Annotated in this window: 10 protein-coding genes; 9 read left to right on the top strand and 1 reads right to left on the bottom strand. The window is 60.9% G+C overall.

The window, feature by feature from the left end; translation table 11 throughout:
* Positions 1–211: 211 nt before the first annotated feature.
* The 9 genes from ACEG18_RS05050 (at position 212) to ACEG18_RS05010 (ending at position 11,214) form a co-directional block, all read left to right on the top strand.
* Entirely contained in the window at positions 212–1,612 is a 1,401-nt protein-coding gene (locus ACEG18_RS05050; protein WP_372541565.1) for an L-fucose/L-arabinose isomerase family protein, read from the top strand.
* A gap of 2 nt (positions 1,613–1,614) precedes the next feature.
* Complete coding sequence (locus ACEG18_RS05045; RefSeq protein WP_372541563.1) at positions 1,615–2,451, top strand: transketolase; 837 nt, start codon at positions 1,615–1,617, stop codon at positions 2,449–2,451.
* Positions 2,444–3,382, top strand: coding sequence for a transketolase family protein (locus ACEG18_RS05040; RefSeq protein WP_372541561.1), 939 nt, complete (start codon positions 2,444–2,446; stop codon positions 3,380–3,382). Before ACEG18_RS05045 ends, ACEG18_RS05040 begins: the two co-directional genes overlap by 8 nt.
* Before the next feature lie 171 nt (positions 3,383–3,553).
* Positions 3,554–5,044 carry an FGGY family carbohydrate kinase gene (locus ACEG18_RS05035; protein WP_372541559.1) on the top strand — a complete coding sequence of 497 codons (1,491 nt, stop codon included), beginning with the start codon at positions 3,554–3,556 and terminating at the stop codon, positions 5,042–5,044.
* A 169-nt stretch (positions 5,045–5,213) separates the two neighbouring features.
* Positions 5,214–5,702 (top strand): S-ribosylhomocysteine lyase, encoded by a 489-nt coding sequence (locus ACEG18_RS05030; RefSeq protein WP_372541558.1) that lies wholly within the window; start codon positions 5,214–5,216, stop codon positions 5,700–5,702.
* 144 nt (positions 5,703–5,846) lie between these two features.
* Positions 5,847–6,491 carry a DUF4867 family protein gene (locus tag ACEG18_RS05025; RefSeq protein ID WP_372541556.1) on the top strand — a complete coding sequence of 215 codons (645 nt, stop codon included), beginning with the start codon at positions 5,847–5,849 and terminating at the stop codon, positions 6,489–6,491.
* 351 nt (positions 6,492–6,842) lie between these two features.
* Positions 6,843–8,273: a 6-phospho-beta-glucosidase gene (locus tag ACEG18_RS05020; protein WP_372541554.1), complete on the top strand. Its 1,431-nt coding sequence runs from the start codon at positions 6,843–6,845 to the stop codon at positions 8,271–8,273.
* A 518-nt stretch (positions 8,274–8,791) separates the two neighbouring features.
* Complete coding sequence (locus ACEG18_RS05015) at positions 8,792–9,634, top strand: PRD domain-containing protein (protein ID WP_372541553.1); 843 nt, start codon at positions 8,792–8,794, stop codon at positions 9,632–9,634.
* 158 nt (positions 9,635–9,792) lie between these two features.
* A complete protein-coding gene (locus ACEG18_RS05010; protein ID WP_372541551.1) occupies positions 9,793–11,214 on the top strand; it encodes a PTS transporter subunit EIIC in 1,422 nt (473 codons plus the stop codon).
* A 286-nt stretch (positions 11,215–11,500) separates the two neighbouring features.
* On the opposite strand, the gene ACEG18_RS05005 is transcribed toward ACEG18_RS05010, so the two are convergent.
* A complete protein-coding gene (locus ACEG18_RS05005) occupies positions 11,501–13,012 on the bottom strand; it encodes a nucleoside hydrolase-like domain-containing protein (protein WP_372541550.1) in 1,512 nt (503 codons plus the stop codon).
* Positions 13,013–13,093: the final 81 nt, after the last annotated feature.

Below are 13,093 nucleotides of genomic sequence, written 5' to 3'. Positions count from 1 at the left end.
TACATACATATGCGGATAGAGAGGGTCCTTCGGGGCCCTCTTTTTGTTGCCCTTGTATGTTCAGATTGTTTACATACCGTTTAGGCTGATTTCTCTACCGTTTACGGGACTTTCGCGCTAAACTACTAAACAAAAGAGTAAAACATTTAGTAAACAGAACAAAACGAAACATGCGTCTGTTTACTGAACATGTGATTAGGGGAGGACGTACATGGATAAGATCAAGCTCGGCTTTGTGCCCACGCGCCGCAGTATCTTTAGCGCGCCGGACGCGATCAAGTATCGCGGCCTGACGGCTGATCGCCTGCGCGAGATCGGCGTCGACATCGTGGATATCGACGACATCAACGACGAGGGCCTGCTATTCGACGACAGCCATATCGCGCCTATCGTCGAGAAGTTCCGCGCCGAGGGCGTCGACGGCATTATGCTGTGCCACGCCAACTTTGGTACCGAGTACGTCTGCGCTCGCCTTGCCCGCGAGCTCGGCCTGCCCGTGCTGCTGTGGGGTCCGCGCGACGAGCGCCCCGAGCCCGACGGCACCCGTCTGCGCGACAGCCAGTGCGGCCTGTTCGCGACCGGCAAGGTCCTGCGCCGCTTCCAGGTGCCCTTTACCTACATGACCAACTGCCGCCTGACCGACCCCGAGTTCGAGCGCGGCGTCTGGGACTTTTTGGCCGTGTGCAACGTGGTCAAGACTTTCAAGCACACCCGCATCCTGCAGATGGCCACTCGCCCGTTCGACTTCTGGTCCACCATGTGCAACGAGGGCGAGCTGCTCGAGAAGTTCAACATCCAGCTTTCGCCCATCCCCATGACCGAGCTTGTCCAGGCCGTGCGCGACGCCCAGGCCGACGAGCAGGCCATGGCAGCCATGCTCGCCCACATTGCCGACAGTTTTGAGATCTGCATCCCCGAGGATAAGGTCCCCGCTGTGGCCGGTCTTGCCATTGCCATGAAGCGCTTGGTCGAGAAGTACGGCTGCAACGCCGGTGCCATCCAGTGCTGGAACGCCCTGCAGGACGAGCTGGGCATTATGCCCTGCGCCGCCAACGCCATCCTCAACGAGATGGGCATTCCTATCGTATGCGAGACCGATATCCACGGCGCCATCACCGCGCTGATGGTCGAGGCCGCCGACCTGGGCCGTCACCGCGGCATGTTTGCCGACTGGACCGTGCGTCATCCCGACAACGAGAACGGCGAGCTGCTGCAGCACTGCGGCCCCTGGCCCTGCAGCTGCGCGGCCGTCAAGCCCAAGCTCACTTACCCGCTGGCTTTCGATCACCCCGGCGCGCTGACGGCCGAGGCCAAGCACGGCGACCTCACCCTTGCCCGCTTTGACGGCGACAACGGCGAGTACTCGCTGCTGCTGGGCAACGCCCGCGGCATCGACGGCCCGGCCGGCATGGGCACCTACCTGTGGGTCGAGGTCGAAAACCTCAAGCGCCTCGAGGCCAAGATCGTCGAGGGTCCCTACATCCACCACTGTGTCGCCATCCACGCCAACGTGGTGCCGGTGCTCTACGAGGCGTGCAAGTACATCGGCATTGTCCCCGACCTGTACGATCCCATCGAAGAAGACGTCAAAGCTTACCTGCGAGGAGAGTAGAAATGGCAACTATCGAAGAGCTTGAATCCCTGCGTTGGGACCTTCGCCGCGATTGCGTCGATATCATCATGGCTGGCGCCGGCGGGCACATCGGCGGCGACATGTCGGTCATCGATGCCCTCATGACCCTCTACGCCAACCACCTCAACATTTCTCCCGAGACCGTCGACGATCCCAACCGCGATCGCTTCGTGCTCTCCAAGGGCCACGCCATGGAGGCCTACTACGCGGTGCTCTGCCACGAGGGCTATCTTGACCTCGATGACGTCAAGGCCCGCTTCTCCAAGTTCGGCAGCCCCTACATCGGCCACCCCAACAACAAGCTCAAGGGCATCGAGATGAACTCGGGCTCGCTGGGTCACGGCCTGCCCGTGGCCGTCGGGATGGCGCTTGCCGGCAAGATGGATGGCCGCGACTACCGCGTCTACACCATCATGGGCGACGGCGAGCTTGCCGAGGGCTCGGTCTGGGAGGGCGCCATGAGCGGCGGCAACTACCAGCTCGATAACCTGTGCGCGCTCGTGGACCGCAACCGCCTGCAGATCAGCGGCAGCACCGAGGACGTCATGAAGCAGGATTCGCAGGAGGAGCGCTGGGCCGCCTTCGGTTGGAACGTGCTCTCCATTCCGGGCAACGACATTCAGGCCATCGACGCCGCGCTGACGCTTGCGGCCGAGACCAAGGGTAAGCCCACGGTCATCATCCTCAACACGGTGAAGGGCTACGGCTCGCCGGTTATGGAGGACAAGGCCGCCTGGCATCATCGCCTGCCCAACGATGAGGAATATGCCCAGATCATCGCCGATTTCGCTGCCCATAAGGAGGCTATCAATGGCTAACAAGATCGCCAACCGCAAGGTTATCTGCGACACGCTGCTCGAGGCCGCCGCAACCGATAAAGACATCGTCGTCCTGTGCTCCGACTCCCGCGGCTCCGCGTCGCTCACGCCGTTCTTCGATCAGTATCCCCAGCAGTCCGTCGAGGTCGGCATTGCCGAACAGGACCTGGTGAGCATCGCCGCCGGCATGGCTTCGTGCGGCAAGAAGGCCTGGGCCGCCTCGCCGGCGTCCTTTGTGACCACGCGCTCGTATGAGCAGTGCAAGGTCGACGTCTCGTACTCCAACACCAACGTCAAGCTCATCGGCATCTCGGGCGGCGTGTCTTACGGCGCCTTGGGCATGAGCCATCACTCCGCGCAGGATATCGCCGCCATGAGCGCGATTCCCAACATGCGCGTGTATCTGCCGAGCGACCGCTTCCAGACCGCCGAGCTCGTGCGCGCCCTGGTCAACGATAACAAGCCGGCCTACATCCGCGTGGGGCGCAACCCGGTCGAGGACGTGTATACCGAGGACGAGTGTCCGTTCCAGATGGACCGTGCCACCTGGGTTCGCCGCGGCACCGATGTGACGCTCGTCGCCACCGGCGAGATGGTCCGCCATGCCGTGGACGCTGCCGACCTGCTGGCCGAGCAGGGCATCTCGGCAACGGTGCTCGATATGTATTGCGTCAAGCCGCTTGACGCCGAGGCCGTGATTGAGGCCGCCGGTGCCACGCGCGCCGTCGTGACGGTCGAGGAGCACAGCCCCTTCGGCGGCCTGGGTTCTATGGTCGCGCAGGTGGTGGGCGAGCATTGCCCGTGTCCGGTCAAGTGCCTCTCCCTGCCCGACGCGCCGGTCATCACCGGCACGAGCCCCGAGGTCTTTGCGCACTACGGCCTCACCGGCGAAGGCATTGCCAAGACGGTCGCCGAGTTCCTCGGCAACTAGTAGAAACAGACGCTGCGCGGCCGCCAAGCACCGCACCTTGCCGTTCAAACCGTCGCTTGCGTACGCAGAGTACGCGGCGCTCCTCTTTTACGGCAATCTGCGGCACTTGACGGCCGCTCGCTCCTTGTCCGTCGGGTCGTCTTCGATTTGGCGGAAGGAATGGGAGAGTACATGAGCAAATACATCATCGGAATCGATCAATCCACGCAGGGCACCAAGGCGCTGCTGGTGGACGAGGGCGGCCATTTGATTCATCGTGCCGATCGCTCGCATCGCCAGATTGTCAACGAGGCCGGCTGGGTGAGCCATGATCCGGCCGAGATTGCCGCCAATGTTCTGGCCGTGGCGCGTGCCGTGGTGGAGGAGACCGGGGTCGATCCGGCCGACGTCGCCGGCATCGGCATCTCCAACCAGCGCGAGACCACCGTTGCCTGGAACCGCGCGACGGGCGAGCCGCTGTGCGACGCCGTGGTGTGGCAGTGCGCCCGCGCCCGCGAGCTGTGCGACAAGCTGGCCGCGCGCGAGGGTGTGGCCGAGCTGGTGCGTGACACGACGGGTCTGGTGCTCTCGCCCTACTACCCGGCGGGCAAGATGGCCTGGATCCTCGCGAACGTTCCCGCTGCTGCCGAGGCTGCCGCGGCGGGCGAGCTGTGCCTGGGTACCATCGATGCCTGGGTGGTCTGGACGCTCACGGGCGGCGCGGAGTTTCGCTGCGACTGGTCCAATGCCAGCCGCACGCAGCTCTTCGACCTGCGCCGTGGCTGCTGGAGCGAGCCGGTGTGCCAGGCCTTTGGCGTCGATGCAGCCTGCCTGCCACAGGTGACCGATTCCGATGACCTGTTCGGCATGACGGACCTGGGCGGCTTTTTGCCGGCGCCCGTGCCCATTCACGGCGTACTCGGCGACAGCCATGCCGCCTTGTTTGCCCAGGGCTGCCATAGCCGCGGCATGGCCAAGGCGACCTATGGCACCGGCAGCTCGGTCATGATGAATGTCGGCGACGAGTTCGTTGCCAGCTCGCACGGGCTTTCGAGCTCGCTCGCATGGCGCATGGACGGCGTGACCGAGTACGTGCTCGAGGGCAACGTGAGCTACGCCGGCGCCGTCAAGACGTGGCTGCGCGACGATCTGGAGCTCATCAATAACCCCGAGGAAGTTACCGACCTGTGCTACGCCGCCAATCCGGCGAGCCGTGTCTACTTTGTGCCGGCGTTTACCGGCTTGGGCGCGCCGCACTGGGCGAGTGACGCCGAGGGCTGCGTCTTTGGCATGACGCGCACCACGGGTCGCGCGGAGTTCGTGAAGGCCGCCGACGAGTCGATCGCCTATCAAATCTTTGACGTAATTGACGCAATGGTCGAGGATTCGGGCGCGGCGCTTGCCGAGCTTCGCGTTGACGGCGGTCCCACGCGCGATGCGTACCTGATGCAGTTTGAGAGCGACCTGGTCGGCTCGCCTATCCGTATCGCGAGCAACGACGAGATGAGCGGCCTGGGTGCGGCCTGGGCCTGCGGCATTGCGCTGGGCATGTATACGCGCGATGTCGTCGACGTCTATGGGGCCCGCGGCATCGTGGAGCCTGCCATGCCCGCCGACGAGCGCGCCAAAAAGATCACCGGCTGGCGCCATGCTGTCGACGCGACTATCGCCTACACTGCCTAGGCGGCTGTGCGGCGCCCAAGGATTTTTCTGGGACGGGGATAAAAAACTCATTGATCCCCGTCCTAGGCAGCTCATTTGGGACGGGGCTTTTTTGACTGGTATGATTGGTGCGATCATTCGAACCAGCTAAAAGAGCCCCGTCCCAATTTAACTACCGAGAGGAACTGCCATGGAGCGTATCGCGAGTTTTTCCGTTGACCATCTGCTGCTTGAGCCCGGCGTGTACGTGAGCCGCATCGACCGCGATCCGGCGACCGGCGCCGCCGTCACCACCTTTGACCTGCGCTTGACCACGCCTAGTAAGGAGCCGGTCATGAACACGGCCGAGTGCCACACGATTGAGCATTTGGGCGCGACGTTCCTTCGTAACCATGCCGAGTGGTCGAGCCGCATTGTCTACTTTGGTCCCATGGGCTGCCGCACGGGCTTTTACCTCGTCGTGTTTGGCGAGGTGACGAGCGAGGAGATCCTGCCGCTCGTGCGTGAGCTGTTCGAGTTTGTCGCCGGCTTTGAGGGCGATGTCCCCGGTGCCGCTCCCGAGGAGTGCGGTAACTATCTGGACCAGAACCTCCCCATGGCAAACTGGCTTGCGCGTCGCTATCTCGACCGCGACCTGGCCGATATCGACGAGAAGCACCTGCACTATCGGCAGGCGTAAGGACTTTATCGTCCAAAACGCGCGCATTGGGCGCCTTCGCTTGTGCGGGGGCGCCTTTTTGTTGAGTGGTCGGGATGAGCGTTCAAAATCGCTCATGTTTGTTCTAGAATGTTCGTATAGTCACATTTACGAACAGGAGTGAACATGCATATCTACTCTGTTTCCGATCCCGAGTTCAAGTCCTATGGCAACGTTTGGGATAATGTTTCGTCCGAGCTCACGTCGCCCGTGCTCGAGGCGCTTTCTGCCACGCCCATTCCCGAGGGCAGCAAGTACGTAGCAAGTGCGCCGGAGCTCGAGGGTGTCAAGGATGCCGATAAACTGGGCTTTCTCATGTTTGGCGGTCGTCCCTTCCAGCTGGGCTGGTGCAACGGCCACAATACGCGTCTCAACTGCCTGGAGTATCACCGCGCGAGTGAGTTCAACCTGGGCGCGCGCGACTTTATCCTGCTCGTGGCGCATCGCTGGGAGATCGAGGACGCCAAGCTCGACACCGCGTGCGTTAAGGCGTTCCGCGTGCCGGCGGGTACGGTCGTCGAAGTCTTCAACACCACGCTCCACTACACGCCCTGCATGGTCGACGACGGCGGCTTCCAGGTGATGGTGGCGCTGCCGGCGGGCACCAATGGCCCGCGCCCCGAGGCTGCAGCCGACATGCCTGCCGCCGGTGACAGCTACTGCTACTGGAAGGCCGACAAGTGGGTCCTCTGCCACGCCGACAGCCCCAAGGCAGCCGAAGGCGGCTACGTGGGCCTCGTCGGCAAAAACCTCGACATCACCTGCGACTAGGGGCTTCCTGTTTGTCTCGATCTGTAACATCTAGCGGGCTAAATCGTCTCTACCTGTTACAGATCGAGACAAACTGCAGAGTGTGCCCGAAAGATCTCGATCTGTAACACCAGGCCCGGTTTTGGCGGTCTACCTGTTACAGATCAAGACAAACCGGGCCCAAGCCACAATAAAGGTGTCTGTCCCCTTTGTGGCGGTTTGGGCGGGCAGGTATCAAAAAGTGTCAGATGGGTGCGGCTGCGGGGCGCCTGCGTGCGAAAAGAAGTGTCGGCCTGCGCCGCTGTCGTTGAGAGAGGCCCCGTTTGCGGGGATACTGAAACTACGACAGACAGCGTGTGAAAGGATTGATGCATGGCTTTCCGTAATGACTTCCTGTGGGGCGGCGCGACGGCTGCCAACCAGTGCGAGGGCGCTTACGACGTGGATGGCCGCGGCCTGGCCAACGTGGACGTGGTCCCGCACGGCAAGGACCGCTTCCCGGTCTGCCTCGGTGACCTCAAGATGCTCGAATGCGATGCCGACCATTATTATCCGGCGCACGGAGCCATCGACTTCTATCACCACTACAAGGAGGACATCGCCCTCTTTGCCGAGATGGGCTTTAAGACCTTCCGCATGAGCCTGGCCTGGACCCGTATTTTCCCCAACGGTGACGAGGCCGAGCCCAACGAGGCCGGTCTGGCCTTCTACGAGGACGTGTTCCGCGAGTGCAAGAAGTATGGCATCGAGCCGCTCGTGACCATCACGCACTTCGACTGCCCGATCCACCTCATCAAGGAGTACGGCGGCTGGCGCAACCGCAAGCTCATCGACTTCTACAAGAACCTCGCGACGGTGCTCTTCACCCGCTACAAGGGCCTGGTCAAGTATTGGCTCACCTTCAACGAGATCAATATGATTCTGCACCTGCCGTTTATGGGCGCCGGTCTGGTCTTTGAGGAGGGCGAGAACAAGGAGGCCGTCGAGTACCTGGCCGCCCACAACGAGCTCGTCGCCAGCGCTTGGGCAACCAAGATCGCTCACGAGATCGACCCTGAGGTCAAGATCGGTTGCATGCTTGCCGCAGGTAGCTACTACCCCTACAGCTGCCGTCCGGGCGATGTGCGCCAGGCTCAGATTGACAACCAGAGCAACTATTTCTTCGTCGACGTTCAGAGCCGCGGCTACTACCCGGCCTATGCCGTCAAGAAGCTCGAGCGTCTGGGCATCGATGTGGGCATGACGGATGAGGACCGCGAGATCCTGGCCGCCAACACCGTCGACTTCATCAGCTTTAGCTATTACAGCACCCGTTGCTCCGCCGGTGCCGATAACCCCGATGTCGAGCGCACCCAGGGCAATGCCTTCGCCGGCGCCAAGAATCCCTACCTGCAGGAGAGCCAGTGGGGCTGGGCCATCGATCCGCTGGGCTTCCGCATCACCCTTAACGACCTGTACGACCGTTATCAGAAGCCGCTGTTTGTGGTCGAGAACGGTCTGGGCGCTAAGGATGTTGTCGAGGAGGATGGCTCCATCAACGACGACTACCGTATCGACTACCTGCGCCAGCATATCGCCGCGATGCGCGATGCGGTGACCGAGGACGGCGTTGACCTGCTAGGCTACACCACCTGGGGTCCGATCGACCTGGTCTCGGCCGGCACGGGCGAGATGTCCAAGCGCTACGGCTTCATCTACGTCGACCGCGACGATGCAGGCAACGGCACCCTCAAGCGTTCCAAGAAGAAGAGCTTCGACTGGTACAAACACGTCATCGAGACGAACGGCGAGGACCTGGCCTAAGGCTTCCCAACAACCATAGCCTCCTAACCAAAACACCCGGCGAGCAGTTTGTGCCCGCCGGGCGTTTTGTTAAAAGAAGCGAAAGCACTCATTGGGGACGTACTTAAATGAGTGCTCGCAGAACGAGAGTGGATAATCTCCCATTTTTGGCCTGCTTGTGGGCTCAAAGTGAGAGATTATCCACTCTCGTCATTTGGACGTCCAAAAATCCTTGCTCGTTTGGCACTTGGGGACGTTCCTTTTGTGCCGGCACCTGGGGACACTCCTTGCCTGGGGCTACCTCTAAACGGGAGGCGGTGTCGGCCGCGCAGGGGATCGACCGTTCACCGATTAATGCCGACCGTTCGCCAGGCGCGGCTACAATTCCGCTATTAAAGCGATTCAATGACGCTTAAATACTATAAAGAGCTCAGCTTGAGTGCGACTCCCTTCGAGGCATGATCGGGCGGCTCGTCGATTTGCGCCCGCGCATGTACGCCATGCGCCGCCGTAGAACGCCGTTGCCGAAGGGAAGAACCGTGAAGGTCGTCAAGCGAATCAACAACAACGCAGTTATGTGCACCGACTCAAAGGGTCGAAGCGTCGTTGCGTTTGGCAAGGGCATCGCCTTCGCTATCGACAAGGAGACGGGCGACCTGCCGCTCGCCGCTATCGAGCGCACCTTCTACAACGTGGACGAACATTACCTGGCGCTTCTCGAAGAGCTATCGCCCCGCGTGCTCGCGGTCTCTGCCGAAATCATTCAGGCCGCCGACCTGGAGCTCCCCTACGAACTCAGTCACAACGCCGTGCTCGCCCTTGCAGACCACATTACTTTTGCCCTGCAGCGCGCCAAGCGCGGCATTACCGTGCAGATGCCGCTCGCCTATGACGTGGCGCAGATGTATCCCATCGAGTACAAGGTGGGCGTTTTTGCCCTCAGGCGTATCTTCGATGCCCTCAATGTGGAGCTTGCAGAGAGCGAGGGCGTGGGGATCGCCATGTGCCTGCTCAACGCGCGTCTGGCGCCCGAGAACGAGGCCGAAACCGACGCCGAGGCCCGCGACGATGAACGTCTCATTGGCTCCATCATCGCAAGGATCGAGAAGACCTACGGAATCGAGGTCGACCGCCACGGCTTTGAGTTTGCACGCTTCGCTACCCATATCCACTATTTGTTTGGGCGCATTCGTACCGGTGAGCCCATGAACACCGACGGCGCGGAGCTTTACGGAACCGTGCGCGGCGAGATGGGCCGTTCGGCTGAGGTTCTCGACTACGCCTGTGTCCTTATCGAGGAACATTTTGGATGCCAGATCAGCGACTCCGAGAAGCTATACGTGCTCATGCACATTCATCGTATCTCGCACCCCCGGGTGTAGATATACCGCAGCAGCGTCGGTTATCGCTGCAGGTAAACCGGCCTGAGGCCGCCGCGAAGCTCCCCATACCCCTTACAAATCGCGGCAGCCGGGCGACGGGTTGTTGAGGGCGCCGTAGAGGTGCCGGCGGGCGGGTCCCGCGAGAAAAGGAGGTCATTATGGCCGACAACAAGAAGATTGCCGAGGACGTGCTTGCAGCCGTCGGCGGCAAGGAGAACGTCTCGGGTGTGACGCATTGTATGACGCGTCTGCGCTTCACGCTCAAGGACAACGGTATTCCCGATACCAACAAGGTCAAAAAGATTAAGGGTGTCATCGGCGCCCAGGAGTCGGGCGGTCAGTACCAGGTCATCATTGGCCAGAACGTGCCCAAGGTGTATGACGAGGTGTGTGCGATGGGCGGCTTTGCCAAGAGCGCCGCGATCGACGAGAACCTCGACGCGCCCAAGCAAAAGCTCACGCCCAAGGTTATTGGCAATAACATCCTCAACTACCTGTCCGGCTCCATGGTGGCGCTGATCCCCATCTTGATGGCCGGTGGCCTGTTCAAGTGTATCGGCACGCTCATCGGTCCGCAGGTCTTTAACCTGGTGCCCGAGACCGATCCCACCTACCTGCTGTTCTACACCTACCTGTTTGACGCGGCCATGTACCTGCTGCCGGTCTATCTGGGCTACAGCGCGGCCAAGAAGATCGGCGCGAGTCCGGAGCTCGGCATGTTCTGCGGCGGTATCCTCATCTGCCCCGACATCGTGGCGCTCGCCCAGAGCGGCGAGACCTCGCTCACGGTCTATGGCATCAGCGCTCCGCTGCAGAACTACCAGCAGACCGTCCTGCCGATCTTGCTTTCGGTCGCCGCACTCTACTGGGTCGAGAAGTTTTTTAAGAAGATTGTGCCGGACGTTCTGTCTACCGTCTTTACGCCGTTCTTTACGATGGTCGTTATGGTGCCCATCGAGCTTATCGTGCTTGGTCCTATCGGCAACGAGCTCGGTAACCTGCTCTCCGCCGTCCTCTTTGGTATGGCGGGCACCGGTATCGGCTTCTACATCGCCATGGCCATCGTCGGCGGCCTGTGGCAGCTGTTTGTCCTGACCGGTATGCACATCGCCGTGATCATGCCGGCTCTCGCCACCTTTATGGCGTTGGGCGAGGACAAGTTCATCTTTGTTGCGTCCAACTTTGCCATGATAGCCGTGTGGGGTGCTGTGTTTGGAGCCGCGTTGCGCATTCGCAACAAGGAGGAGAAGGCCCTGACCTTTGGTTATGTCATCTCGGCTATCCTCGGTGGCGTGACCGAGCCCGCGTTGTTTGGCTGCATCATGCGCTTCAAGCGTATGATTCCCTGCATGGTTATCGGCGGCGCCATCTCTGGTCTGCTCGCCGGCATTCTGGGCGTGACGCTGGGCATGCCTGGTGCTAACTCCAACTTCCTGGTGTTCCTGGGCTACCTCACCCCGGGCATGGGCAACCTCATCAACTTTGGCATCTGCTTTGCCGTGGCCTTTATCGTCTCCGCCGTGCTCGCCTTCTTCTTTGGCATCACCGAGGCCGACCAGGCCGAGCTTGACGAGGAGTAACGCTTCCTACAGGTATTTTTCTCCTCTGGGGGACAGTTCAGCGCAAGGGGCACCGCCGGGATATTCCGACGGTGCCCCTTTTTGGCACTTGGACGTTCTTGTCTGACTAGTCATTTAAGTACGTCCCCAATGAGTACCCGCAGAATGAGAGTGGATAATCTCCCGTTTTTGGCCTGTGTGCAGGCTCAAAGTGGGAGATTATCCACTCTCGTCATTTGGGCGTCCAAAAATCCCCGCTCGTTTGGCGCCTGGGGACACTCTTTGTCGAATGTGGGCGTTGCCCTTGCTACGCCACGGTTACGGCGACCTGGGCGTAGCGGCTGCAGGGGCGCTCGGCGCGCGTCTGCACGGTGAGGGTGAGCACAAAGCGGTCGCCGGGTCGTGTGTCGGCGGGCACGATGAAAGTGGCATCCTCCGTGCATTCTTGCCACATCGACAGATCCTGGACGCCTGCATAGCTCGATGGGTCTACGGCCACATCCCAATGTGCATCGAAGCCCTTGCCGTCGGGGTCGACGATGGTCGCTGTAAGGTTGACGCGCTCGCCGGCTGTGGCGCTGCGGTCGGCAGTGACCTCGACAACATGCGCCGGATGCGAGCAGATGGCCGGATCATGGGCACACCATTGCGCGCGGGCGGCAAAGTCTTCCTGATAGGCACGCAGGTAGGGATTGAGACTGTCGTCTGCGGGCGTGCCGATGGAGGCAAAACCGACGGGCGCGTTCGCATCGGGATGCCCATCAAAAAACATGCGTCCCAGCAGCGTATCGAAGTCGCGGTCGTCAATACCGCGCAGGCCAAACGGAAGCAGCGGAATATAGGTCATGCTGTCGCCTTCGGCCATAAAATCGCCGCGCTCAAACTGCACCGCGGGCATGCCTTCTAGGCCCCAATCCAGACGGGCATGCTTGCCAAACTGAAAGCGCTCGGGCTCGTTTTCGTAGACCTTACCATCGCCATAGAGCATATAGCGTGCCATGAGGGGTCCGTTGCCCTGCGTGAGATTCCGTTCAGGCCAAGGAGCCTTAAACAACGGCAGCGTATCGGGCTGAGCTGTTTTGGCGTCGAAATAGTTGCCATACATATAGGGCGTACGCCAAAAGATGAGCTCGGGAAAGAGCTCGCGCCCATGGTCGAGCCACGAGTTATCCTGCCCCACGCCATCGGCAACGCCCATCACGCGCACTTTCTGATAGACCCGCTGCTGCACAGTGGGCCACTCGGGCGTGGCGCGATAGCGCTCGGCAATACTCATGAGGGCGCGAACGATGGTGTTCATGCCACCCCAGCTGAGCAGCCATAACGTACACGGATCATCATCCAAAATCGCCTGCGCAATTACGCGAGACCCCTCAGTTTCCTCAGTCACATCACCCTCAAAGGCAACATTTCCCACAAAGGTGCGCTCGATCATCTGGGCGGGCGTGGGAAACGGCGGCTCACCGGCAGCGGCCGCATTTGCCTGCAACTGCGGCCAAGCCTGGGCATATTCATTGCTCCAGAGGCTCTCAATCCAATGCTCGGGAAACGGCCGATACTCACGAAGCTCGCCGGCTAGTGGATCGGGTTCATGAGGCACAACAGCCCACTCATAAGAGCGCCGCCCTTTGGTCCGCCAATGCGAATTCACCTCGCCGAGCGTATGAACCCCATCCCCAAGAAAGTGATACTGCGAAGCCGTATACACCACAGCCTGAACATCAAGCAAGTTGAGATACAGAGCCAAATGAACAAGCGAGTTCATATCATCGACTTCCATATCAGTGGTAACAATCACTCGAGTCAACTTCTGGGACATAGGAACAGCTCCAATCAAAATCAATTCAGCCAGTTACGCGCAAGGCAAGACGGGACCCACGCCCCCATCGCCCGCGACCCG

This window comes from Collinsella aerofaciens, assembly GCF_041537385.1.
Classification (GTDB): domain Bacteria; phylum Actinomycetota; class Coriobacteriia; order Coriobacteriales; family Coriobacteriaceae; genus Collinsella; species Collinsella aerofaciens_BV.
Note: the sequence above shows the minus strand (reverse complement) of the source record. Positions and strands in the feature narration are given on the sequence as shown.

What these genes read in the sequence shown, in the direction of transcription:
- ACEG18_RS05050 (WP_372541565.1), top strand. Translation starts at nt 212, where the DNA reads ATGGATAAGATCAAGCTCGGCTTTGTGCCCACGCGCCGCAGTATCTTT.
- ACEG18_RS05045 (WP_372541563.1), top strand. Translation starts at nt 1,615, where the DNA reads ATGGCAACTATCGAAGAGCTTGAATCCCTGCGTTGGGACCTTCGCCGC.
- ACEG18_RS05040 (WP_372541561.1), top strand. Translation starts at nt 2,444, where the DNA reads ATGGCTAACAAGATCGCCAACCGCAAGGTTATCTGCGACACGCTGCTC.
- ACEG18_RS05035 (WP_372541559.1), top strand. Translation starts at nt 3,554, where the DNA reads ATGAGCAAATACATCATCGGAATCGATCAATCCACGCAGGGCACCAAG.
- ACEG18_RS05030 (WP_372541558.1), top strand. Translation starts at nt 5,214, where the DNA reads ATGGAGCGTATCGCGAGTTTTTCCGTTGACCATCTGCTGCTTGAGCCC.
- ACEG18_RS05025 (WP_372541556.1), top strand. Translation starts at nt 5,847, where the DNA reads ATGCATATCTACTCTGTTTCCGATCCCGAGTTCAAGTCCTATGGCAAC.
- ACEG18_RS05020 (WP_372541554.1), top strand. Translation starts at nt 6,843, where the DNA reads ATGGCTTTCCGTAATGACTTCCTGTGGGGCGGCGCGACGGCTGCCAAC.
- ACEG18_RS05010 (WP_372541551.1), top strand. Translation starts at nt 9,793, where the DNA reads ATGGCCGACAACAAGAAGATTGCCGAGGACGTGCTTGCAGCCGTCGGC.
- ACEG18_RS05005 (WP_372541550.1), bottom strand. Translation starts at nt 13,012, where the DNA reads ATGTCCCAGAAGTTGACTCGAGTGATTGTTACCACTGATATGGAAGTC.